Source organism: Bacillus paralicheniformis (assembly GCF_001042485.2).
Classification (GTDB): domain Bacteria; phylum Bacillota; class Bacilli; order Bacillales; family Bacillaceae; genus Bacillus; species Bacillus paralicheniformis.
Map to the genome: position 1 here is coordinate 181,633 of NZ_LBMN02000001.1, position 24,921 is coordinate 206,553.

The window sequence follows — 24,921 nt, forward strand, 5'->3', positions numbered from 1 at the left end:
TGTGAGATAATAACAGCGGTGCGTTTAAAAGCATGAAAAAAAGAAAGGTGGTCGTTCAAAATGGTAAGCAGTTTAAAGGATACTGTGACATTACATAACGGTGTGAAAATGCCATGGTTCGGACTTGGAGTTTTCAAAGTGGAAGAAGGCAGCCAAGTTGTAGAATCTGTGAAAGCAGCCATTAAAAACGGATACCGGAGCATTGACACAGCCGCTATCTATCAAAACGAAGAAGGCGTCGGCAAAGGGATTAAAGAAGCAGGCGTTCCCCGCGAAGAGCTTTTCATCACGTCAAAGGTTTGGAACAGCGATCAGGGATATGAAAAAACATTGGCGGCTTTTGATGAAACCCTTCGAAAACTCGGCCTTGACTACCTTGATTTATATTTGATTCATTGGCCTGGAAAAGACAAATATAAAGATACGTGGCGCGCGCTTGAAAAGCTGTACAAAGACGGCAGAGTAAAAGCGATCGGCGTCAGCAACTTCAATGTGCACCATTTGGAAAGCTTATTGGAAGATGCGGAAATTAAACCGATGGTCAATCAGGTTGAGTTCCATCCGCGGCTGACTCAGGCTGAGCTCAGGGACTACTGCAAAAAGCAGGGCATTCAGGTGGAAGCATGGTCTCCGCTCATGCAGGGAAAACTCCTCGATGATCAAGTGCTGACTGACATCGCTAAAAAATACAACAAATCCGTCGCTCAAGTCATCCTGCGCTGGGATTTGCAAAATGAAGTCATTACCATTCCGAAGTCAATCAAAGAACACCGCATTATTGAAAATGCCGACATATTTGACTTTGAATTAACAGCGGAAGATATCGAAAAAATCAACGCTCTTAACAAAGATGAGCGCGTCGGTCCCGATCCTGACACAATGGTTCACGGATTCGAATAAGCATAAGAAAATCCCGGGTTCATAAAAACCCGGGATTTATTATTTTTCATGAATGGCCAAGCGGCCTTTCGCTTGTTTCCTTCTGCTGCCGTCGAGCCGTCCGCGGCGGTGCTGCTTAATAAAGAATGAGAGAACCAATCCGATTCCCGACAATGCGGCCGCGGTCATAAACGCCAGATTGACGCCGTGAATCATCGCCGTATCCGAAGACGGACCGGCAGGATCGGCCAGCGCACGCTGTGTCATGATGGTGATGAGAACAGCCGTCCCGATCGATCCGGACATCTGTCTCATCGTATTGTTCATGGCCGTTCCGTGAGGAATCAAATGGCGCGGGAGCTGGTTCAAGCCGGCTGTTGTAACAGGCATGAGCACCATCCCCATGCCGACCATCCGAATCGCATAGACGACAGACAAATACGCAAAAGGCGTCGTCTTTGTCAGATGGGTCAAGAGCAATGTGGTCACGAAGATCGCCGTCAAACCGGTGATGCTCAAGATCCGCGCGCCGATTTTGTCAAAAATTCTTCCGGTAATCGGAGACATCAGCCCCATCACGACAGCTCCCGGAAACAGCATCATTCCCGATTCCATCGCCGTGAAATGGCGCATATCCTGCATATACATCGGCACGATCGTCGCCGCTCCGATCATCGACATAAAGACGACCATCCCGATAATCGTCGCAAGTGTAAACATCGGATATTTAAATACCCTGAATTCCAAAATCGGTTCTTCCAAATGGAGCTGCCTCCAAATGAACCAAAACAGCGTAACGCTGCCGACCGCGAAGCCAGCCAGCACGTCCGCACCCGTCCAGCCCGCAACACCGGCGCTGCTGAAGGCGTACAAAATGCCGCCGAAGCCAAGTGAAGACAAGATGATGGAAGTAACATCCATCTTAGGTGACGTCTGTTCGGTGACATTTTTTAAAATAAAGTGTGCGGCAATCATGTCGATAACGGCAAACGGAAGCAACAGATAAAACAATACTTCCCAAGGGTAGCGGTCGACGATCCAGCCTGACAGGGTCGGTCCGACAGCGGGAGCGAAGGCAATCACAAGCCCGACCATTCCCATCGCTGATCCACGCTTTTCTTTTGGAAAAATCAATAAAAGCACCGTCTGCATCAATGGCATCATAATGCCCGCGCCGGCCGCCTGGACGACGCGTCCTGCAATCAGCGCCGGAAAGCTGAATGACAAGGCGCAGATCAGAGTCCCAGCCGTAAATAAAGACATTGCCGCCATGAACAGCTTTCTCGTCGTGAATTTTTCAATTAAAAAAGCCGTAACTGGAATCATGATCCCATTCACGAGCATAAAAACGGTCGTCAGCCATTGGGCAAGCCCCGGCGTAATGTTTAAGTCCCTCATGATCGGAGGCAAAGCCGTCGTCAATAGCGTCTGATTCAAAATGGCGATAAAAGTCCCCATAATCAAGACGGCAACAATCGGCAATTGATTTGTCTTATGCTGTGTTTCACTCATATTAAAACCTTCTTATTTATCATTTTTTATAACACTTTATGAAATAATCGGTACTCGAAATAACTTCTCTTTTTATTTAGGGTAACGAAGGAACTGCAAAACCGCAAGTTCATTTTTAACATTCGGTATATAATACCCAGCTGTCCCTCAATTTAAACAGCCCCTTTAAGCCGGGGGAATCCGGCTTAAAGGGGACGGATTATTTTTTATAAAATCTCAGCAAATCACCGTTAATAATCTTATCGGAAAGGGAAAGCTCTTGATTCGCCTTCTCTATGAGCGGACCGCATTTGTCCTCACTGTCGTTGATCATGTCCCCGGTTTTTTTGCTGTAGCACGTATTTTTCGTGTAGATATAATCATCTGTTATAAAGCTGCCGTTTCTTAACACAGCGAAAGGCATTCTTTCTTTCGAAAACAGGTCATTACCGAATTGAATCATGCCTTTTGTATCAATTCCGAGCAAATGGAGCAATGTCGGTTTGACATCAATTTGGCCGCCTGTTTCAGATATCGTTTTCGGGTCTTGATCCGTTACCCCCGGAATGTGGATAATCAGCGGCACACGCTGCAGCTGAACGGTATCGTAAGGGGTGATTTCGTCTTTGCCCAAAAATTGAGCCAGCGCATCGTTGTGCGCTTCTGATATGCCGTAGTGATCTCCCATGAAGACGATCACGGAATTGTCGTAAAGGCCGTTTTTCTTCAATTTTGCAATGAAATGCTTCAATGATTCGTCTTCATAGCGTACCGTCGTGACATACCGGTTTAAAATCTCACTGTCCGAGTCGTATTCATCGATCAGCTTATCCTTATCATCAATTTGAAACGGAAAGTGGTTCGTCAATGTGATCAGGTTGCTGTAAAAGGGCTGCGGCAAGTCTTTCATCAAGTCGGCCGATTGCGTTAAAAACTCCTTATCCTTCAGCCCCCAGCCCGTTGAATTTTCAGGTGTCACATGAAAATGGGAGACGTCATAAAAGCTGTCGATGCCAAGGGCTTTGTACATGACGTCCCTGTTCCAGAATTTTTTATGGTTGGCATGGAAAACCGATGTTCTGTAATCGTGGTTTGCCAGTGTTTTATACATCGAATTGTACGCATTTTCGCTCTTCGTAAAAAACACCGAACCGCTCAGAGACGGATAGAGCGAATTGGCGACAATGAATTCCGAATCGGACGTTTTTCCCTGTTCGGTCTGCTGATAAAAATGGTCGAAATAATAGCTTTTTTGAATGAATTTGTTTAAGAACGGTGTGATTTCCTGGCCGTTCACCTTTTCATTAATGACAAATGTCTGAGTGGATTCAAGCGTTACAAAGATGACGTTTCGTCCTTCGGCAATCCCGAACATATCTTGGTTCGGTTTGCTGTAGTCAGCGTTTGTGTAGTTCTCGATCGTTGCCAGGCTGTTTTCATCAGCGACCGCTTTTTGTGTCAAATTAAAAGTCTGTGAAATGCCGTCCAACAGATGAAACTGATATAAGCCGATGTTTTTTACAAGCACTTCCCTGTCGTAGGAGTAGCTTAAAAACTTCGGCTGATCCAGCTCCGACAGGGCGAGATTAAACAGTACCGTGCCGGCGGCTGCCGCGTAGTAGATCTTAACGGCTTTAGCGGAAAGCTTTTTGCCGGTTCTTGTGCGCGTTTTTGCCAGCCAGACTAAAAGAGCCAAATCCAGAAAAAGCGCGATGAAAACCGGATTGAACAGCTCCTGAAAACTGCTCCCAAGCCCCCCGAGGTTTTTTGCCTGGAACAGGACGGGAACAGTGATGAAATCGATGTAGAAACCATAGAAAATACTGTTTGCAATCAAGATGCCCGTCAGGACGACATTAGCCCCGATTAAATAGAGGCGCTGCGTTTTTTCGCGAAAAAAGAGGCTGATGCCGAGTACAGGGATGAGAAAGCTAAGCGGGTTGATAAACAGGATCAATTCCTGAAGTGCGTTGTCAATTTGTAAATTAAAGCCCAGCTTGTAGATGAAGTACGTTTTCATCCACATAAAAAATATGGATAGGCATAAAAACCACTGCTTTTTAAAAAATTGTTCTTTCATATAAATAGCTCCTCACATATAATCCCCGCAGGTAAAGAACACCAAGATAAAACGACTGAACAAAGCATAATACAGCAATCGGTCAAACCGTCCCTTTCGTCAGGCGATCAAGTTCGCAATAAAATAGCACGAAACAACGGTGAGCACAGCCAGAACGCCTTGTTCCGCCTTCCCGCCGGTTTTAATATAAAGGGGCAGCCGAACCTTAATGGCGGACGGAAAGAAAAGTTTGATGCCATTTACAGTCCCGGCATCAAGGAGCAGATGGCTCGCCATTCCGGCCATCAATCCGACAAAAATGCTCTGATCTGTAAAATATAAATGTGCCGCAAATGCCGTGATGAGCAAAAAGAGCAGGCTGTGTGTAAACGTCCTGTGCCCGAAGACAGAACTGACCACTGCTGATAAAATCGGTAGCCTTCTGCCGATCTTGCTCTTTGTATGGCAAATATCCGGAATCAATGCTCCGATAACGCCCGAAGCTGTCATGAACACTGGATCATATCCGTAAAAATAAGCAGCAGCCGTGCAAGAAGCGACCCCTCCCATGATGTGTGTTTTTCCTGTCATATCGCTTCTCCTTTAAGACCTATAACAATTTCCTAATGAAAACTATATCAAGAGTTCTGGCGGCCTTCAAGACAGATGGTGGCAACTTGTCAGGCAAAAAACGCATTTTCCTGAGGCAATCAGCATGTTTACATCTAGAATATGGTGTTTTCAGTTAAAAAACACATTCAAGGTTCTGCATAATTTTAAAGTGATAAGCCAAATTAAAATTGTACCACATTTTTAAAGAGGTGATTCATTTGGGTATTTTCTTCAATAAAGATAGAGGAAATAAGGAAAAGGACCAAAACGCCGTTCGGGGGGCGCTTGAAGATGCAGGACAAGCGCTGAAAGGAGACCCTTTGCAAGAGGCGGTCAACAAAAAGAAAAACAACCGATAAATGACAGATGGAAGCGCCGTCTTCCATTCTGCAGAAGGCTGCCGAAACAGGCGGCCTTTTGGCGCGGCTGTCCGTTTTTCCATCACTTCCCTTTGACAGATTAAAATTTCTCTGGTAACCTCTTTTCAGAATATGTGATAAATCCTCACTCTTAACTCTTAGTGAGGTAGAGGTTGCGCGGATGATGAGTCGCATGTGTGAGGCTGATGGGGCCGATGATCATATGCAAAAGGCATCAGCGCCGAAGCATAAGGAAGCCATTCATTCTTTATGCTGGGTCTGCATTGAATAAGTGCAGGACTGCCGCGGGTTTTCCCGCGGAGGGCTATCCGGAGATCAAGAGTGTATGTTTAACCAAAGCATGGACTTTTGTTCATGCTTTTTTTATTTTGAATGATCTCACGGTCTGGTCCGGCATATTTTTTATAAAATGCTCGGAGGTTATATCTTATGGAACAGACAAAAAAATGGGGCTTCTGGCTTCTTACCGCTTTTGTTGTCGGCAATATGGTCGGCTCAGGGATTTTTATGCTCCCCAGCACACTCGCCCAGACGGCAAGCCCGTTCGGCGTAACGGCGGCATGGCTGGTGACGGGTGCGGGGGTGCTGATGATCGCCCTTGTATTCGGTCATTTATCCATTCGCCGCCCGGATCTTAAAGCAGGTCCGCAAAGCTATGCAAGAGCTTTATTCTCAGCCCCTAAAAAAGGGAATGCGGCAGGTTTTACAATGGTATGGGGGTATTGGGTGGCAAGCTGGATCAGCAACGTCGCCATCATTACAAGCCTTGCAGGCTATTTGACGACTTTCCTGCCGATCTTAACTGACGGACGCGAGCTGATTGAACTCGGCGGCCACCCCGTTACACTCGGCCAGCTCTTGACATTTATCGTATGTACAATTTTGTTATGGGGGACGCATTTCATCTTAGTCTCCAGCATAAATGGAGCGGGCAAACTGAACTTTTTAGCGACTTTTTCCAAAGTGCTTGGGTTTGTCCTGTTTATTGTTGCAGGTTTGTTCGTTTTTCAGACGGCTTTATTCGAATCATTTTATTTTCCTATCGAATCAGAAGGCAAAAGTATTGGGCTGGGCGGACAGGTTCACAATGCGGCGATTTCAACGCTGTGGGCGTTTGTCGGCATCGAGTCTGCGGTGATCTTATCAGGGCGCGCATCATCCCAGCGCGATGTCAAACGCGCGACGATTACCGGACTGTTAATTGCGCTCGGCATTTATATGGTCATCACTTTAATAACGATGGGCGTCATCCCGCACGATCAGCTCCAGGCATCGGATAAACCGTTCGTTGATGTGCTGCACGTGATCATCGGCAGCTTTGGCAGCGTGATTATGGCGGTCTTGGCAATCGTTTCTTTGTTCGGATCGATGCTCGGCTGGATTTTAATCGGCGCAGAGGTTCCGTATCAGGCGGCAAAGGCCGGTGATTTTCCTGCTTTCTTTGCGAAAACGAACAAAAAGGGAAGCCCGGTCAATTCATTGATCGTCACAAACGTGATGTCGCAGATCTTTATTTTCTCAACGGTTTCGGGAACGATCAGCGAGGCCTTTACGTTTTTAACAACGTCGGCGACGCTCGCTTACCTTGTGCCTTATCTTGTGGCGGCTGTTTTCAGCTTGAAGCTCATCCTCAAAGGGGAGACATACGGCGAACTGAAAGGTTCAAGAACAGGGGACGGCATCATCGCTTTGGCTGCTCTGGCGTATTCTTTATGGGTCATCGTTTCAGGTACCTCTGACTTGACCACCTTTATCTTGGGAATCGGGCTGTTTTTCGTCGGTCTTGCGATATACCCGTTCGTCTACAAAAAGTTCAAAAATAATCAAGTGTGATAAAGTTCTTTGCCAGTCGGGTCTTTTAGCAGAAGATCGGCTGGCTTTTTGATTCCCGCCGAAATTTTTGATTAAAATTTCCGCTTAGGCCTGTTATACTATAAAATGAAAATGATAATCGTTATCGGTTAAAAAGATCGAAAGGAATGGCATCGAGTGAGTTCTTACAAAAACATACATCGTATCAACAGCACGGATGGCCGTGATGAGGAACAGAGACCGATCAGCCGTCCGCTCGGAGCTGTTTTTGTCCTGGCCGGCGGAATCATGCTGCTGCTGTTTGGCGCCGCATTATCGATTGCGCTCGGTGCGGCTGATATAAAGCTTGGAACTGTTTGGGACGCCATTTTTCATTTTGATGCGAAAAATACGGCCCATCAAATTATTCAGGAACTCAGACTGCCAAGGACGGTAAGTGCGGCTCTTGTGGGCGCCTGCTTGGCGGTTTCCGGAGCCGTGATGCAGGGGATGACGAGAAACCCACTCGCATCGCCGGAAATTATGAGCGTCACGCACGGGTCAGCTTTCGCAATTGCTGTCGCGTTTGCTTTTTTTCCGGGAACCTCATCGGTCGGGCTGATGATCTGGTCGTTTGCCGGAGCGGGTCTTGGAGCGGGGCTCGTTTTTGCGATCGGAATGTTTTCAAAAGGCGGTCTTACGCCTGTAAAGCTGGCTTTGGCCGGTACGGCTGTCGGCACGTTTCTGAGCGCTCTTTCTACGAGCATCGCGATCCATTTTGATGTGGCGCGCGACGTCAGTTTTTGGTATGCCGGAGGTGTCGCTGGCACGAAATGGATCAGCATTCAGTTGTTGGTTCCGGCGGCAGCGCTCGGTTTGGCCGTCGTTTTTGTCATCGCCCGTTCCATTACGGTTCTAAGCTTGGGAGAGGAGCTGGCGAAAGGGCTCGGTCAATATACGAAGACGGTTAAAGCGATCGGAATCGTGTCGGTTGTTCTGCTGACGGGTGCCGCTGTGTCCGTTGCCGGGGCAATCGGTTTTATCGGATTGATCATTCCGCATATTACCCGCTTTCTGGTCGGGGTTGATTACCGCTGGATCATTCCATGCTCAGCGGTGCTTGGCGCCGTCCTGCTGATCTATGCGGATATTGCGGCGAGGCTGGTCAACCCGCCGTTCGAAACACCTGTCGGAGCAGTCACGGCGCTTGTCGGCGTACCATTCTTTCTCTATCTGGCCCGCAGGGAAAGGAGTGGACTGTAATGCTCAAGAAAAACAACAGACGGGCGGCTGCGGTGATGCTCGTCATGGCCGTGCTGACGGTCGCCGTGTTTTTACTAAGCATGAACATGGGAGAAATCCGCATCGCCCCGCTTGATACATTGAAAACACTGTTCGGCTTCGGAACGCCGCAGGATGAACTTGTATTATTTGAATTCCGTTTGCCGCGCATGGTCCTCGCCATGCTGATCGGTGCGGGAGTTGCTGTCTCCGGAGCCGTCTGGCAGGGGATATCGCGGAATGACCTGGCCGATCCGGGGATATTGGGCATCAATACGGGAGCAGGTTTTGCCGTTGTGCTGTTCATCTTCTATTTTCAGGGAGATGTTGGCAATCTGCAAAAAGGATTCGTTTTTTCCCTGCCGATTTTCGCATTTTTGGGAGCCTGCTTTGCAGTCGTTTCCATCTATTTGCTGGCGTGGAAAAAAGGCTTGAGTCCCATACGCCTCGTTCTGGTCGGCATCGGAGTGAATGCGGCTTTCTCGGCGGCCATCTTAATGCTGCAGCTGAAAATGGACCCGAATGACTTTATGCAGGCGGCTGTTTGGCTGTCAGGAAATATATGGAGTTCGAACTGGAGTTTTGTCTCGGCCGTGCTGCCCTGGATTGTCGTGCTGCTTCCTTTTATCCTTTACAAAGCGCGCTATTTAAACGTGCTGAGTCTCGGCGATCAGCTCGCAACAGGGCTTGGAACGGCAGTTGAAAAGGAGCGGCGCACACTGCTTCTGTCGGCAGCGGCGCTGAGCGGCGCGTGTGTAGCGGCTGGAGGGAATATTACGTTTCTCGGTCTTGTGGCTCCGCATATTGCCAGAAGGCTTGTCGGGCCGAAGCATCAGCTTTTAATCCCGGCTTCCGCGTTGACCGGAGCATTGCTCTTTTTGCTGGCGGACTTAATCGGAAGAATGATACTGGCGCCTTCGGAAATTCCCGTAGGGTTAGTCATTGCCGCTTTAGGCGCGCCGTACTTTATCTATTTGCTCATGAAAACAAATTAAAGAAGGGAAGGGTGCAAGGTGTCTCTTTCAACAAACAACCTGGGGATCGGCTACGGAGAACAGATGATAGTCGAAAACTTAAACCTCCACATACCAAAAGGAAAAGTGACGACCATGATCGGTCCGAACGGGTGCGGCAAGTCAACCATATTAAAAACGATGGCACGCATACAGCGTTCGAGAACGGGCGCCGTTTATTTAAACGGCAAAGCGATCCACCAAATGTCGACGAAAGATATAGCCAAACAGATGGCGATTCTTCCGCAGACCCCTGAGGCGCCAGGCGGTCTGACCGTATATGAGCTCGTTTCTTACGGCCGTTTTCCTCATCAAAAGGGAATGGGCAGGCTCTCGGCCGATGACCGCCGCATGGTTGAATGGTCTCTCGAAGTGACAGGTATGCTGCCTTTTTATGACCGGCCGATCGAAGCCCTTTCCGGGGGACAGCGCCAGCGCGTCTGGATTGCGATGGCTCTTGCCCAGGAAACGGAGCTCTTGCTGCTCGACGAACCGACAACCTATTTGGATTTGGCGCACCAGCTTGAAATTCTGCAACTGCTGGAAAAGCTCAACAAAGAAGAAGGCCGAACGATTTTGATGGTCATTCACGACCTCAACCATGCCTCCCGCTTTGCCCATCACATGGTGGCGCTGAACTCCGGTGCGATTGTCAAAGAGGGCGCTCCTCATGAAGTCATGACATCAGAGGTATTGAAAAAGGTGTTTCAGATTGATGCTGAAATTATTTTAGACCCGCGAACAGGAAAACCGGTGTGCCTGACTTATGATCTATTGAAAAAAGAAGAGGATCAGAGGCTGGCAACCGGCTGACAGACATCAGACGATGTCTGTTTTTTTATTCCATGATTTCGTAAAGTAAAAAATCATTTCTAAAAAAGTTTATTTTTACTTTAAAATCAGAAAACTGGTGCCGATAAAGATATAATAGATGGTAAGATGAGGATATCAAAACATGATATAGACAGAAAGGAAAGAAGGATTTTGGAAAATGCGACAATTTTGATTGTGGATGACGAAGACGCCATTGTTCAAATGGTCAAGCGCGTCCTCACGAAGGAAGGATTTTCAGAAGTACTGACCGCGAGCAGCGCAGAAGAAGCGCTCGACATCGTGAAAAAGGATACCGTGCACTTAATACTTCTCGATGTCATGATGCCGGGACAGACAGGATTTGACGTATCCCCTGAAATCAGGCGGCACACCAACGCCCCGATCTTCTTTTTGACGGCGAAGACATCCGACCTCGATAAACTGTCAGGTTTTGCCTACGGAGCCGATGATTATATTACAAAACCTTTTAATCCTCTGGAATTAATCGCCAGGATTAAAGCGCATTTAAAAAGAACGTATATACATAAAGAAGTCGCGGCTGCTTCGGTATCTTCAGCCTACGAATATGAACGGTTTACATTTCATCCCGATTTTGCGGAGCTGATCGTGGACGGAGAAACGGTCAGCTGCTCCGCGCAGCTTCTCCAGCTTCTGCAATATTTTTGCGATCATCCGAACAGGGTGCTTTCCAAGGACCAAATTTATGAAAAAGTGTGGGGCGTTCCATCTTACGGAGACAGCAACACCGTTATGGTACATATCAGAAAACTGAGGGAGAAAATCGAAAAAGACCCGAGCAGCCCCGAATATATCGTCACGATTCGCGGTCTTGGCTATAAGTTCGTTCCCAATCCTGCAAGAAAAGAGAGCGAAGGATGAAGCTGAGAGGAAAGCTCGTCCTCCATTTTGTCAGCCAGATTTTCCTGATTCTCGGTCTTGTCCTTGCCACGCTGCTGTTATCCTTCATCTTTTTCGCTCTCCGGTTAAGCGAGAGCGAGGCGGATACAGGCTTGGCAAAAGCCACATCAGACACGTTTGAAAGCTGGGTCAGTGTGGATGACAATAACAATTGGCAGATTGAAGATATCTTGAAATCGGCGATCGACAAACAGGGAGGCTGGCTTCAAATATTAGACGGCAAGGAGAAGACCGTTTATTCCTACCGTCTTCCTCCGGAAATTCAGAGGCAGTACCACAGGGAAGACCTCGTATCAGTTTTTGACAAAAAAAGAATCAAAAAATATCAAGTCAATTTCTGGTCTGCCAATTTCAATGATGAAGACTATGTGATTTTATTCGGCTGGGAATCGAAAAGCGATACGATCCTGTCCTATTTGGAAAAGGAAGAAAAGGATATGGCGGACCTTTCTTCCTATAAAAAAAGCACGCTTGATTTCATTAAGAAAAACAAAGGATCGGTTTATCTGTTCAGCGAAAAAGGGAAAATGTTGAACTCGCTCTATCAGGACATAGATTACAGCCAGGGCATCACTGAGCTGGAGCTTTTAAAATACGGATCAAAGCCGTGGAACTACGAGCACGAGTTTTCATACAGGCGATTAAGCGCGACAGAATGGCTGATCGCCGCTACGCCGAACCCGATTTTTAATCCGGATCATGAGTTCAACAGGACGATGATCGGGCTCGCTTTAAAAATCGTTCTCATCGTGATCGGCGTTCTGATCTTACTGATGTCTTCTATGACCATTTGGTATTCTTTCAGATTCGGCATGCCGATCATCCATACGATTAAATGGATCGTCAACCTTTCAAAAGGGCGATTTGAAGAACCGAGAAACCGGAAAGGCCGCCCGCGAAGCCGGAACAAAAAAGGGAAGCGAAAACAGCCGTACCGGCTGTTCACAGAAGTGTTTGAATCGATGGAGCAGCTGACGGAAACGCTGAAAAAAGACGAGCAAAACCGCAAGAAAATCCAAACGACCCGGGAGGAATGGATCGCAGGGCTCTCCCATGACTTAAAAACGCCGCTCAGCACGATTTACGGCTACAGCATGATGCTGGAGTCTCCAAACTATGAGTGGTCAAAAGAGGAAATCCGCGAAATCGGCCAGGCGATGAAAGAAAAGTCGGACTACATGTCACAGCTAATCGAAGACTTGAACTTGACGTACAGGCTGAAAAACGACGCCTTGCCGATTAAACGCCAGACAGTGAGGCTCGTGCCGTTTTTAAAAAGCTTCGTTGAGGAGTTTAAGCGCCATTCGTTTTCGGAAGGGTACAACGTTTCTTTTGAATATACGCAAGAAGATACCGAGTTTGCGATAGACAGAGGCTGGTTCAGAAGAGTCTTGGAAAACCTCCTCGCCAACGCCGTCAAGCATAACAAAAAAGGCACTGACATCAAGGTGATCCTTGAAGAAACCAAGCAATATATTATTCTTAAAATTCAAGACAACGGAAGAGGCATGGACTCTGAAACCGTCTCAAATTTATTCAACCGCTACTACAGGGGAACGCATACAAAAGATGCGACAGAAGGAAGCGGTCTCGGCCTTGCCATTTCTTTGGAACTTGTTCACCTGCACGACGGCTGCATCGCAGTTGACAGCCGGACAGGACGCGGGACGGAAATTACGATGGAATTTAAGAAAAACCCTAAAGCCGCAAAATAAGCGGTATGAAAAAGAAGAAGCCAAAGGTTATTGCCTTTAGGCTTCTTTTATGTTGAGAAAATAATGGAAAAGAAGGCGAGGTTAGTATAAAATAAGATTAAATGTTAACGTTCACATCATATTTGCCAATGAAAATGTTAACGTTAACATTAAATAAAGAAAGGTGGGGATTTTATGAAGCCGTTTTTGAATGACGATTTTCTTTTAACGAATGAAACGTCGAAAGTGTTGTACCACCAGTATGCTAAAGGGATGCCGATCATCGACTACCACTGCCACTTGAGTCCAAAGGAAATTTACGAAAACAAAACGTTTAAAAACCTGACCGAAGTGTGGCTGTACGGGGATCATTACAAGTGGAGAGCAATGCGGGCCAATGGAATATCCGAAGAGTTTATTACAGGAGATGCATCAGACGAAGAGAAATTCAGCGCCTGGGCAAGAACGGTTCCGATGACGATCGGAAACCCGCTTTATCATTGGACCCATTTGGAACTGAGGAGGTTTTTCGGCATCGATGAACGGCTTGACGAAAAGAGCGCGCCGCATATTTGGGAGCGGGTGAACGAACAGCTGACCGGAGAAGGATTCGGCGCCAGAGACTTGATTGAAAAATCAAACGTTGAAACGGTTGTCACGACAGATGACCCGGCAGACAGTCTTGAATATCATGTGAAGCTGAAAGATGAAGACTTTAATGTAAGCGTTTTACCCGGATTTAGGCCAGACAAGGCGCTGGAAATCAATCAAGAAGGCTTTGCCGCCTGGGTGAGCAAGCTTGAAGCAGCAAGCGCTATGAAGATAGGAAATTACGACGATTTTTTGAAAGCGCTTAAAAACAGAATTGACTTTTTCCATGAAGCAGGCGGACGGATATCGGATCATGCCATCAATCAAATGATGTACACGGAAACAGATGAAAGCGAAGTGCGCCCGATTTTTGCAAAGGTGATGAACGGAGAAGCCGCCTCGCCTGAGGAAGAGTGCAAATTTAAATCCTTCACCCTGCACTATTTGGGAACATGCTATGCGGAGAAGGGCTGGGCGATGCAGCTTCACATTAACACCCTCCGAAACAACAGCAGCAAAATGTACCTGAAGCTCGGGCCTGATACGGGATATGATGCGATTAATGATCAGGACATCGCAAAGCCTTTGTGCAGCTTTCTCGATTCTCTTGACCGAAAAGACGCGCTGCCAAAAACGATCTTGTATTCTTTAAATCCGCGAGACAACGTCGTGATTTCAAGCCTTTGCGGAAGCTTCCAGGACGGCCGGATACCGGGGAAAATCCAGCATGGCACCGCCTGGTGGTTCAACGATACGAAAGACGGCATGCTCGAACAAATGAAATCGCTCGCCAACATCGGACTATTGAGCCGTTTTATCGGTATGCTGACTGATTCGCGCAGCTTTCTTTCCTACACAAGACATGAATATTTCAGGCGCCTGCTCTGCGATGTCATCGGCACATGGGTTGAAAACGGCGAAGCGCCGGATGATATCGAGCTGCTGGGCCGGATCGTCAAAGGGATCTGCTACGAAAATGCAAAACACTATTTCCAGTTTGAAGTGAAAGATCGTTTGAAAGCTTAGATTCACAAATTGGCTAGCAGAGGAGCTGCTTTTTCATGGAAATATCGACGAACAAACAAACCGAAACAGTCGCCGTCACTCAAGAGAAATTAAGTTTAAAAGAAAAGATTTCTTACGGTTTTGGAGATTTTGGGAACGGATTTATGTTTGACCTTGGACAGCTCTATCTTCTGAAGTTTTTTACGGATGTTGCCGGTATTCCGGCGGCGGCAGCCGGAGGCATTTTTCTTGTGAGCAAACTTTTCGCCGCTTTTGTCGATCCGATTGTGGGAACATCGATCGACTACAGGAAGAATATCGGGCCGAAAGGCAAATTCAGGCCGTATTTGCTTTACGGAAGCTTTGTGCTCGCGATTTTGACGATATTGACTTTCATCTCGCCGAATCTGTCACCGACGGGCAAACTCATATACGCTTATGCGTCATACATGCTTTGGGGCCTCGGCTATTCCTTTGTCAACATCCCTTATGGCTCGCTCGGGGCGGCCATGACGCAAAACTCGGTGGAAAGAACTTCACTTGCTTCCTTTCGACAGGCCGGCTCACTGGGCGCCCTGTTTGTGACGAGCATTGTTGTCATTCCGATGATCGTCAGGTTTGACAATCCTGCGGTTGCCTATCCGGTCGTCATGGGGCTGATGTCTTTTCTCGGTGTGTTGTTTTTCTACATTTGCTATAGAAACTGCCAGGAACGGATTGTCGTAAAAGATGAGAAGTACAAACAGGAAAAAGTGACATTCAAAGCAATATCAAAGACGTTTTTTACGAATAAACCGCTCCTTACGCTTATATTCATGACCATTTTTACGATTTCAGCCTATAACCTTAAATCCGCGATGCTGATTTATTTCGCGCAGTATAACCTCGGCAACGCCGAACTGATGGCCTACATGAACTTTATCATCATCGGCTCATCCTTTATCGGCGTCATCATGCTGCCGAAGCTCGTGAAGCTGTTCGGGAAAAAGCATACCGCTATTTTGGGGCTCGCGGTTTCTGTCTGTGCGGATCTGATCAATTTTTTCGTACCGGGCAATGTCTTTGTTTTTACGATTCTCGCAAGCATCGCCTTCATCGACATCAGCATTCCGAACGGTATCACCTGGGCATTCGTATCAGACGCGATCGATTACGGCGAGTGGAGAACAGGGGAACGGAAAGAAGGAACGGTATACTCGCTGTTTAACTTTTCGAGAAAGCTGGCTCAGTCGCTCTCCGGCTTCCTGTCAGGGATCGGTCTCAGCATTATCGGCTATGTGCCGAATGCGACCCAAAAAGCGGGGACGCTGCTCGGCATTAAAGCAATACTCCTTTTGTATCCAGCAGCGGCGCTGACGGCGGCCATTCTTGTTCTCGGCTACCTGTACCGTCTGACAGATCAGAAGCACGCCGAAATGATCGCGGAAATCGAAGCGAGACCATAGCGGAATTTCACTTTCTAAAAAGCGCTTTTGATATGGTAAACTGATGGTAACAACAGCAGGAAAAGGCGGGTAAAAAAACAATGTCAGTAACGATTAAAGATATCGCCAGGCTGGCGAATGTATCGCACACCACAGTATCTAGAGCGCTGAACAACAGTCCGCTGATAAAAGAGAACACGAAAAAGAAAATACTCGACATCGCAGCCGAAATGAATTATAAACCGAATTTTAATGCGAAAAGCCTTGTTACGCAAAAGTCTTTTACGATCGGCCTGTTTTTAACAAGCCTGACAGACGGGACGTCTTCGAGCTTCTTTGCAGACATCTTGCGCGGCGTCAACAAGGTGATCGATGAAAACTATAATATGGTTGTCAGGGGGATTGACGATTATCATGATTTGTCATCCATTCACCGCAACCGCTATGACGGCATGATTTTAATCAGCCAAAGCGAACAGGACCAGGCTTTTATTGAGCATGTCCTCAAACAGAATATTCCGGTCGTCGTGCTGAACAGAAAAATCGAAGGGCACTCCGTCGTCAATATTTTGGCGAATGAACACGAGGGCGCTTTCCTCGCTGCTTCATACTTGATCAAAAACGGCCACAGACGGATCGCCATGGTGCAGGGGAAAGAAGGTTTTAAATCGTCTCAAGAAAGAAAAGGAGGCTTTCTTCGCGCGCTTCGCGACTCAAATCTTGACATGCCCGGCGAATACCTCGTTCAAGGTGATTATACGATGCAAAGCGGCTTTCGCGCGGCTGAAACGCTGCTGAAACTGAAGAACCCTCCGACAGCCCTGTTTTGCGCCAATGATGATATGGCGATCGGCGCGATGAACGCCCTTTATGCAAACGGGAAACGCTGTCCTGACGATATGTCGATCATCGGTTTTGACGATAGCGGATTTTCGGCGTATACGACACCGTCATTGACGACGGTAAAAAAACCGACGGAAAAAATCAGCATGCTTGGTGCGGAAAGCCTGTTGTCACTGATCGAAAATCCGCAGGTAGAAGGCAGGCAGACGCTCATCGGCACGGAGCTGATCATTCGCAATTCAGTTAAGCATCTATAGCATCATTTTTGATGCGCTATAAAATGTGAACGTGTGCAAAAATGAGGAGGGAATTGAAATGGAGAGGCTGTCCAAACGGATAAGGTCTAAGCCGAGCCGTCCCGAACGGATTTTGCAAATCGGGGAAGGTAATTTTATGAGGGGGTTTATTGACTGGCAGATTCATAGATTGAATGAAGAAACCGATTTTAACGGCAGCGCCGTCGTCGTGCCTCCGCGCCGCGGTTCAGTAACGGCCTTTCAAGAGCAGGATGGGCTTTACACGCTTTATCTTGAAGGTTTCCGGGAAGGACGGGAGGTTCGCGATTCTGCTGTCATTACAACAATCAGCAGAGTCGTCAGCAGCTATGAACACTATGATGAATTTATGGAGCTGGCCGATCTGCCGGATTTGCGCTTTGTCTTTTCAAATACGACAGAGGCCGGCATCATTTATATCGAGGAAGACCGGCTGTCCGACCGTCCGCAGAAAAGCTATCCGGGGAAGCTGACTGCACTGTTATACAGACGATATCTGACTTTTCAGGGAAGCAAGGAAAAAGGTCTGGTCATCCTCCCGTGTGAGCTGCTTGAAGATAACGGAAAAAAATTGAAAGACATTGTGATGCGCTATACGAACGAATGGGCGCTTGAACAAGGGTTCATCGATTGGCTTGAGGAGGCGAATGTGTTTTGCAATACGCTTGTGGACAGGATCGTACCGGGATTCCCGCAAGAAAATGCACACCGGCTTGAAGAGGCGGCCGGCTATCGCGATTCCCTGATGGTGACAGCGGAGCCGTATCATTTGTTCGTGATTGAAGGGCCGAAATGGCTTCCAGACGAGCTTCCGCTTCATGAGGCCGGTCTGAATGTCGAGTTTGTCAAAGATGTGACACCGTACAGGGTGAGAAAAGTGAGAATCTTAAACGGCGCCCATACCGCGATGACGCCGGTCGCTTATTTGGCAGGCCTTGAGACGGTTCGTGAAGCGGCTGAAGACGAGCTTATCGGATCATTTGTGAAAGAGCTGATTCAGCGGGAAGTGCTCGAGACGATCGATATGCCCGGCAATGAGCTTGACGCCTATGCGGAAGAGATTCTCGACCGCTTTAAAAACCCGTTTATCCGTCACAAGCTGATCGATATTTCCTTAAATTCCTTTGCAAAATTCAAAGTCAGAAATTTGCCCGTCTTAATGGAATATGCGGAACGAACTGGCAAACTTCCGGCTCGAACCGTATTTGCTTTAAGCGCTTTAATTTATTTTTACCAAGGAAAACGGGAAGATGAGGCCATTCCGCTGTCTGACGACGATGAGGTGCTGGCTTTCCTCAAACGGCTCTGGACAGAAGTGACAGACGTTTCGAACATCGCGTTCCATGTTCTCGGGTTTGAAAAAGTATGGGGGCAAAACCTGAACGACATGCCCGGATTGACGGACAAGACGACCGAATATTTAAGGGACATGAAACAAACGGGAATGAGAAAGGCGCTGAAAAAAATGATGAACAGCCAAATGGCTGAGCTGGGGGACATGTGATGAAAGACTGCTTGATGATCAATCCTCAAGATAATGTCGGCATTGCGTTAAGAGAATTGCAGACCGGTGAAACGGTCACTGCAGGAGAACGGACCATCGTGATCAAGGAAACGATTTTGAAAGGCCATAAGTTTGCTTTAAAAGACATCGCTGAAAATGAAGACGTCATCAAATACGGCTTTCCGATCGGGCACGCGACTGACATGATTCAGACGGGGGAGTGGGTGCATACAAAAAATGTGAAAACGAATTTGGGCGGTGTCGAAGAATACAGCTACAAGCCGAAATTTACGGAAAACCGCTATCAAAAAGAACCGCTCACATTTAAAGGCTTTAAACGAAAAGACGGAAAAACGGGAATCAGAAACGAGCTGTGGATCGTACCGACTGTCGGCTGTGTAAATGGCATTGCAGAGCTGATCATCAAAGAATTTAAAGCTGAGGTCGGCTCTATCGCCCCTTTTGAAAGCGTTCACGTATTAAAGCACCAGTACGGCTGTTCACAGCTTGGCGATGATCATATCAACACGAGAACGATTTTGGCGAATGCCGTCAAACACCCGAATGCAGGCGGTGTCCTTGTGCTGGGACTCGGCTGTGAAAACAACAGCATCCATGAATTCCGCGAAGCGCTCGGCGATTATGATCACAGCCGGGTCAAGTTCCTGCTTTCCCAAGAAGTATCAGACGAAGTCACGGAAGGCGTCAAACTGTTAAAAGAAATTTACGAGTATGCAAAAGGTGACCGGCGTGAAGATGTTCCGCTTTCTGAACTGAAAATTGGTTTGAAGTGCGGCGGATCTGATGGATTTTCCGGCATTACCGCGAATCCGCTGCTCGGCCGGCTCTCCGATTTTCTGATCGCCCAAGGGGGAACGGCGGTTTTGACAGAAGTGCCTGAAATGTTTGGAGCGGAAACGCTTTTGATGGAGCGGGCTGAAAATGAGGAAGTGTTTCATAAAATCGTCCGCTTAATCAACGATTTTAAACAGTACTTTATCGATCACAGGCAGCCTGTCTATGAAAACCCGTCTCCGGGCAACAAAGCAGGCGGCATTACGACATTGGAAGATAAGTCGCTCGGTTGTACGCAAAAAGCCGGCACTTCAAAGGTGACGGATGTTCTGGAATACGGGGGCGTTTTGAAAAAGAACGGGTTGAACCTGCTGAGCGCTCCGGGAAATGACCTTGTTGCTTCATCCGCACTGGCCGCTGCAGGGTGTCAAATCGTTTTATTTACGACAGGGCGGGGCACGCCTTTTGGCACCTTTGTGCCGACGATGAAAATTTCGACAAATACAGCGATTTATGAGGCGAAGCGCCACTGGATCGATTTTAATGCGGGAAGGGTGCTCGAAAATCAGTCAGAAGATGACGTTTTGAAAGAGCTGACAGCATATTTGATCGAAGTCGCGGGCGGCAGGCAGCTAAACAATGAGATAAACGATTTCAGGGAGCTTGCGATATTTAAAACAGGCGTTACATTGTAAAGGGGGAGGTAACGTGAGTATGCAGAAAATAAAAGACGAGATTCTAAAGACGCTGAAGGTTCCGGTATTTCCTGATCGATCATTTGATGTTACAGCGTTTGGGGCTGACGGAAGCGGAAAAAAGGATGCGACGGGAGCGATACAAAAGGCGATTGATCAAGCCCACAAAGCAGGCGGTGGAAGAGTAGCAGTTCCTGAAGGCGTGTTTCTTTCCGGTGCACTCAGACTGAAAAGCAATGTGGAGCTTCATCTTGCACAAGGAGCGGTGATCAAATTCAGTCAGAACCCGGAAGATTATCTCCCCGTTGTGCTGACGAGGTTCGAAGGCGTCGAGCTTTATAATTATTCACCGCTCATCTATGCTTACGAAGCCGAAAATATTGCAATAACCGGAAAGGGCACGCTTGACGGCCAAGGTGATGACGAACATTGGTGGCCGTGGAAAAGGGGAACGAACGGCCAGTCTTCACAGGAAAAAGACCGAAATGCTTTGTTTGAAATGGCTGAGCGCGGTGTCCCGGTCACTGAGCGGCAGTTTGGAAAAGGGCATTATTTGCGGCCGAACTTCATTCAGCCGTATCGCTGCAAAGATATTTTGATTCAAGGTGTCACCGTTTTGAATTCGCCGATGTGGCAAGTTCATCCCGTGCTTTGCGAGAATGTGACAGTGGACGGAATCAAGGTCATCGGACACGGTCCGAATACCGACGGAGTCAACCCGGAATCGTGCAAAAACGTGGTGATCAAGGGCTGCCATTTTGATAATGGAGATGACTGCATCGCCGTCAAATCGGGAAGGAACGCCGACGGCCGAAGGATCAACATGCCATCGGAGAACATTGTCATTGAACATAACGAAATGAAAGACGGGCATGGAGGGGTCACGATCGGAAGCGAAATTTCCGGCGGCGTGAAGAATGTCATCGCCGAGGGAAACCTCATGGACAGCCCGAACTTGGACAGAGCCCTCCGCATTAAAACGAATTCGGTGCGCGGCGGTGTTCTTGAAAACATCTACTTTCACAAAAATACGGTCAAAAGCTTGAAGCGCGAAGTGATCGCCATCGATATGGAATATGAAGAAGGGGACGCCGGAGATTTCAAGCCCGTCGTCCGCAACATTGATGTTGAGCAGCTGAAAAGCATGGGCGGACAATACGGGATCAGGGTGCTGGCGTACGATCATTCTCCAGTCACCGGTCTGAAAGTGACTGATTCCGAGATCGACGGCGTCGATATTCCGATGGAACTGAAACATGTGAAAGACCCTGTTTTTTCGAATCTGTATATTAACGGAAAACGCTATGATTCACACGAAGTCTAAACAGAGATCCTCTGCAGACATGCAGAGGATCTTTCTTTTAACGCAGCGGCGCATCAGCGGTTTCGTTTTTGACCGAGGAAATCAGCAGTTCCATAAACACCCGGCTTGCAGCGCACATATGCTTGTTTTTACGGTAAACGATGCTGATTTCCGTCGTCAAATCCGGCATTTGAATCGGAATCGTCTGAATGGATTTATTTCCAATATCATCGAGATAGCCTTTCGGCAAAATGGTGGCGCCAATGCCTTTACCAACCATGTTCATGATCGATTCCATCGTTGTCATTTCCATGACCGGCCGAGGTTCGAATCCAAACGTGCGGCACTTTTCGTTGATCAGCTGCCGCAAAAAATACGTCTCAGGCAGCAAGATAGATGGAATCTCCCTTAACACGTCAAGTGTGACAAACTGCCGTTTTGCAACCGGATTGTCAATAGGCACTGCGAGGGCGAGCTGCTGGGTAAGGAATGGAACGGTTTCCAGATCACTGTGTTCCACCCGCTGGGCTACAATGCCCAAGTCGAGCTCATTTTGCAGCAGCCGGTCGTAAATATCTCCGGTTCTCAGCCCTAAAACAGACAATTCAATATTGGGGTAGCTGCGGTGAAAGTCGATCACGGTCCGGGGAAGCAAATAATTAACCACGGTCAACAGCGCCCCGATTTTTAGCGTTCCCCTCTTTAAACCTTGGAGCTCGCTGATTGCGTCTTGCGCCTGTGACAGTTCATGAAAGATATTGTAACAGTGCTGAAGCAGAATCTTTCCCGCTTCCGTCATTACGGTGCGTTTGCCTGAACGATTAAACAAAGGCGTTCCGATTTCATGTTCAAGCAAACGGATTTGCTGGCTCAGCGAGGGCTGAGCGATATTCAGTTTTTCGGCAGCACGGGTAAAATGAAGCTCCCGGCACAATGCCATGAAATATTCCAATTGCTTTAGCTCCAATGCTTTTTCCCTCTCTCCATTATAAAAAACAGACGAAACTCAACGATAGGTTTAACCTATTGTTTTTATAATAACGATTGAATGGTTTTATGATAAGAGGTCGATTATACTTAAATCTCAAAAGAGATGTGCAGCGTTGCTGTTCGGCCGCTGCCGTCTGCAGGACATTTGAATGTAAGAGGTGATATGAATGGAATATGCCGATATCCTTTCGATCAATGTAGGGAAGCCAGAGGCAATTCAGTTTCAAAATAAAGCTGTGTCTACCGGAATATACAAGAAGCCGGCAAGCGGCCCTATCTTCCTGTCATCTACTAATTTTGCGGGGGACGGGCAGGGGGATCTCGTTCATCATGGTGGCGCGGAAAAAGCAGTGTGTGTCTATCCGTATGAACATTATCTCTTTTGGGAAAAGGAACTGCAAAGAAAGCTGGAATACGGAGCATTTGGCGAAAATTTAACGATCAAGGGTCTGCTGGAGGATGACGTTCATATCGGCGATATCTTTCAGCTGGGTGAAGCTGTTGTACAGGTGAGCCAGCCAAGGCAGCCTTGCTATAAACTAACCGTAAGGTACGGTATGCCCGATATGATACTGAAGGTACAGAACACCGGATTTACGGGTTTTTACTTTCGCGTGCTGAAAGAAGGGTTCGTCTGTAAGGATCGTGGTCTGAAACGAATCTCACGCCACCCTAAAGGCATCACGATTTCTTACGCAAATCGCATCAAGCATCATGAAAAGAACAATATTGAGGGCATCAAAAAACTTCTCGAGGTGGAGGAACTGTCGGCAAATTGGCGGGCATCATGTTTAAAGCGGCTTAACGGTTTTGAGCCGGATGACCGCGAAAGGCTGACGGGAGGTCTGGAGAAGAGATCTTAACCCAAAAGGAAAAAATCCTCTGCCGATCGGCAGAGGATTTCTGTTAAATGGAGCGGATAATTCCGCCTTCCACTCTTTGAGCGGAACCGTTGATGGCCGCAGCTTTTTCGGAAGCGAGATAGACGATCGTACTCGCCACTTCTTCCGGTTTTGCATAGCGCTGAATCAAAGAAGTCGGCTCATTCACTTTGAAATAGTCTTTGACAAAAGTGTCTAAATCGGTTTTCTCCTGAGCTGCGGCACCCTCCATATAATTGGCGACGCCTTCCGTCCAGGTAGGTCCCGGAAGGACGGAGTTGACCGTCACATTTGTCCCTTTCGTCATTTCGGCCAAACCTCTTGATAAACTGATCAGAGCGGTTTTCGTCATTGAATAAGGGATCATCTGCGGAAGCGGTTTGATGCCGGCTTCGCTTGCCAAATTGAGAATCCTTCCCTTATTACGCTTCAGCATGGCCGGCAGAAACGCGCGGCAAAGCCTGACTGCACTTAAAACGTTTACTTCAAAATATTTGAGCCACTCTTCGTCTGTCACCTCTGTGAAATCCTTCACTTCAAAGAAGCCCATATTATTGACGAGGACATCAAGCTCCCCGATTTTAGCGGTTTTTTCGACCAATGCCATGCTTTCTTCAGGAGCGGATAAATCAGCGGCAATGCCGTGAACGTTTCCGTGCCGGGAAAGTTCCTCAACGACTGACTGGACTTTTTCTTCTGTCCGTCCGTTCACGATGACTTCGGCCCCTTCCGCCAAGAAGGCTTCCGCCGTTGCTTTTCCAATACCTGCAGTAGAACCTGTCACGAGTACGAGTTTGTCTTTCAGCTGTAAATCCATATGCCATCAATCCTTGTTTTAAGAGTTAAGATGAAAAAACATCTAATGAACAGTATATCGCAGCTGGATACCTCGGTCGAAAATCGTGCTTGTCGTTTTATTGTTCCTTGTCTTTTAAAATCTTATGAATATCTTCCATCGGACGGAGCCAATTCTTTTTCATCACTTCAGCCGCCAATTTCGGATCGTTTTTTTCAAAAGCGGCGATGATTTCCCAATGCTCGGCGGCGGACTGCAGTTTCGGAGCAGACGGCCGATTGAAAAACACATACTTCATCCGTCTGACATGAAGCTGCAGAACGGCGGAAAACTGAAGAACATACGGGTTTTTAGCCGCTTCTATAATCAAATGGTGGAACTGTTCGTCCAGTTCAGCTGCATCGTGGTTCCGCTCCTCTTTAAAAGCGGCTTCGTATTGAGCCGCGAGTTTTTTGAGCTCGGCGATCTCTTCTTCAGTCAAAAGCGGCGTTGCCAGTTCTGCCGCCAGAGCCTGAAGATGTGCGAGCGGGGGATAGACGGCCAGCGCATCATCGGGATGAATAAGCGTGATCTTTGTTTCTTTTCCCGGCTTCATTTCCACAAAACCTTGAGATTCGAGGAGCTGAAGCGCTTCTCTGACCGGTGTGCGGCTGACGCCGAGCGCTTCGGCCAGATCGACGTCCGTGACTTTTTCGCCGGGTTCAAGGGTTCCGTCGACAATCCAGCGCTGCAATTGATGAAACGCTTTTTCCTTTGCTGAAAGTCTGACCTGCGGCGTATAGTTTTTCGGTATCGGCATAAAACCACCCTTTCTCTATATGCAATATATCGTAAATACTTTAGCAAAAACAACGTTTTTCAGTTGAA

General features: G+C 47.6%; 21 protein-coding genes and 1 riboswitch. Of the genes, 15 read left to right on the forward strand and 6 right to left on the reverse strand.

The annotated features are described in order from the left end of the window. Window positions 1-60: 60 nt before the first annotated feature. Window positions 61-900: an aldo/keto reductase gene (locus ACH97_RS00940; RefSeq protein WP_020452931.1), complete on the forward strand. Its 840-nt coding sequence runs from the start codon at window positions 61-63 to the stop codon at window positions 898-900. 39 nt (window positions 901-939) lie between these two features. On the opposite strand, the gene ACH97_RS00945 is transcribed toward ACH97_RS00940, so the two are convergent. The 3 genes from ACH97_RS00945 to ACH97_RS00955 form a co-directional block, all read right to left on the reverse strand. Then, the gene (locus tag ACH97_RS00945) at window positions 940-2,391 is read right to left on the reverse strand and encodes an MDR family MFS transporter (protein ID WP_023856264.1); all 1,452 of its coding nucleotides are present in this window, start codon (window positions 2,389-2,391) and stop codon (window positions 940-942) included. 199 nt (window positions 2,392-2,590) lie between these two features. Continuing rightward, complete coding sequence (locus tag ACH97_RS00950) at window positions 2,591-4,450, reverse strand: LTA synthase family protein (RefSeq protein WP_020452929.1); 1,860 nt, start codon at window positions 4,448-4,450, stop codon at window positions 2,591-2,593. 99 nt (window positions 4,451-4,549) lie between these two features. Beyond that, entirely contained in the window at window positions 4,550-5,020 is a 471-nt protein-coding gene (locus ACH97_RS00955; protein WP_020452928.1) for a metal-dependent hydrolase, read from the reverse strand. Window positions 5,021-5,259: 239 nt separating this feature from the next. Between ACH97_RS00955 and sspJ the strand changes: the two genes are divergently transcribed. The 13 genes from sspJ (at window position 5,260) to ACH97_RS01020 (ending at window position 21,408) form a co-directional block, all read left to right on the forward strand. Continuing rightward, on the forward strand, window positions 5,260-5,400 hold the full coding sequence (gene sspJ, locus ACH97_RS00960) for a small acid-soluble spore protein SspJ (RefSeq protein WP_003185183.1): 141 nt from the start codon (window positions 5,260-5,262) through the stop codon (window positions 5,398-5,400). Window positions 5,401-5,559: 159 nt separating this feature from the next. Beyond that, window positions 5,560-5,736, forward strand: a riboswitch (Lysine riboswitch). Between the two features lie 114 nt (window positions 5,737-5,850). Further along, window positions 5,851-7,254: an amino acid permease gene (locus ACH97_RS00965; RefSeq protein ID WP_048350392.1), complete on the forward strand. Its 1,404-nt coding sequence runs from the start codon at window positions 5,851-5,853 to the stop codon at window positions 7,252-7,254. A 156-nt stretch (window positions 7,255-7,410) separates the two neighbouring features. Then, a complete protein-coding gene (locus tag ACH97_RS00970; RefSeq protein ID WP_048350393.1) occupies window positions 7,411-8,475 on the forward strand; it encodes a FecCD family ABC transporter permease in 1,065 nt (354 codons plus the stop codon). Beyond that, a complete protein-coding gene (locus ACH97_RS00975) occupies window positions 8,475-9,488 on the forward strand; it encodes a FecCD family ABC transporter permease (protein WP_057957803.1) in 1,014 nt (337 codons plus the stop codon). Before ACH97_RS00970 ends, ACH97_RS00975 begins: the two co-directional genes overlap by 1 nt. Window positions 9,489-9,551: 63 nt before the next feature. Then, on the forward strand, window positions 9,552-10,319 hold the full coding sequence (locus ACH97_RS00980) for an ABC transporter ATP-binding protein (RefSeq protein ID WP_048350405.1): 768 nt from the start codon (window positions 9,552-9,554) through the stop codon (window positions 10,317-10,319). A 171-nt stretch (window positions 10,320-10,490) separates the two neighbouring features. Beyond that, window positions 10,491-11,219, forward strand: a complete 729-nt coding sequence (locus tag ACH97_RS00985; RefSeq protein ID WP_020452923.1) for a response regulator transcription factor — start codon at window positions 10,491-10,493, stop codon at window positions 11,217-11,219. Then, window positions 11,216-12,973, forward strand: a complete 1,758-nt coding sequence (locus ACH97_RS00990) for a sensor histidine kinase (protein ID WP_048350394.1) — start codon at window positions 11,216-11,218, stop codon at window positions 12,971-12,973. The genes ACH97_RS00985 and ACH97_RS00990 overlap by 4 nt, the downstream gene beginning before the upstream one ends. 174 nt (window positions 12,974-13,147) lie before the next feature. Further along, the gene (gene uxaC, locus ACH97_RS00995) at window positions 13,148-14,569 is read left to right on the forward strand and encodes a glucuronate isomerase (RefSeq protein ID WP_048350395.1); all 1,422 of its coding nucleotides are present in this window, start codon (window positions 13,148-13,150) and stop codon (window positions 14,567-14,569) included. 41 nt (window positions 14,570-14,610) lie between these two features. Next, window positions 14,611-15,993, forward strand: coding sequence for a glycoside-pentoside-hexuronide (GPH):cation symporter (locus ACH97_RS01000; protein WP_422851016.1), 1,383 nt, complete (start codon window positions 14,611-14,613; stop codon window positions 15,991-15,993). 80 nt (window positions 15,994-16,073) lie between these two features. Then, window positions 16,074-17,072: a LacI family DNA-binding transcriptional regulator gene (locus ACH97_RS01005; protein ID WP_048350397.1), complete on the forward strand. Its 999-nt coding sequence runs from the start codon at window positions 16,074-16,076 to the stop codon at window positions 17,070-17,072. Window positions 17,073-17,130: 58 nt separating this feature from the next. Beyond that, a complete protein-coding gene (locus tag ACH97_RS01010) occupies window positions 17,131-18,594 on the forward strand; it encodes a tagaturonate reductase (protein ID WP_048350398.1) in 1,464 nt (487 codons plus the stop codon). Further along, the gene (locus ACH97_RS01015; RefSeq protein WP_048350399.1) at window positions 18,594-20,084 is read left to right on the forward strand and encodes a UxaA family hydrolase; all 1,491 of its coding nucleotides are present in this window, start codon (window positions 18,594-18,596) and stop codon (window positions 20,082-20,084) included. Before ACH97_RS01010 ends, ACH97_RS01015 begins: the two co-directional genes overlap by 1 nt. 13 nt (window positions 20,085-20,097) lie before the next feature. Continuing rightward, window positions 20,098-21,408: a glycoside hydrolase family 28 protein gene (locus ACH97_RS01020; RefSeq protein WP_020452916.1), complete on the forward strand. Its 1,311-nt coding sequence runs from the start codon at window positions 20,098-20,100 to the stop codon at window positions 21,406-21,408. 37 nt (window positions 21,409-21,445) lie between these two features. Here the strand turns inward: ACH97_RS01020 and ACH97_RS01025 are convergent, their stop codons facing one another. Next, window positions 21,446-22,354, reverse strand: a complete 909-nt coding sequence (locus tag ACH97_RS01025; protein WP_020452915.1) for a LysR family transcriptional regulator — start codon at window positions 22,352-22,354, stop codon at window positions 21,446-21,448. Window positions 22,355-22,544: 190 nt separating this feature from the next. Here ACH97_RS01025 and ACH97_RS01030 point away from each other — a divergent pair, with 190 nt between their 5' ends. After that, window positions 22,545-23,240 (forward strand): MOSC domain-containing protein, encoded by a 696-nt coding sequence (locus tag ACH97_RS01030; protein ID WP_020452914.1) that lies wholly within the window; start codon window positions 22,545-22,547, stop codon window positions 23,238-23,240. 43 nt (window positions 23,241-23,283) lie between these two features. Here the strand turns inward: ACH97_RS01030 and ACH97_RS01035 are convergent, their stop codons facing one another. Continuing rightward, complete coding sequence (locus tag ACH97_RS01035) at window positions 23,284-24,075, reverse strand: SDR family NAD(P)-dependent oxidoreductase (protein WP_020452913.1); 792 nt, start codon at window positions 24,073-24,075, stop codon at window positions 23,284-23,286. Between the two features lie 97 nt (window positions 24,076-24,172). After that, complete coding sequence (locus ACH97_RS01040; protein ID WP_020452912.1) at window positions 24,173-24,853, reverse strand: GntR family transcriptional regulator; 681 nt, start codon at window positions 24,851-24,853, stop codon at window positions 24,173-24,175. Window positions 24,854-24,921 lie beyond the last annotated feature (68 nt).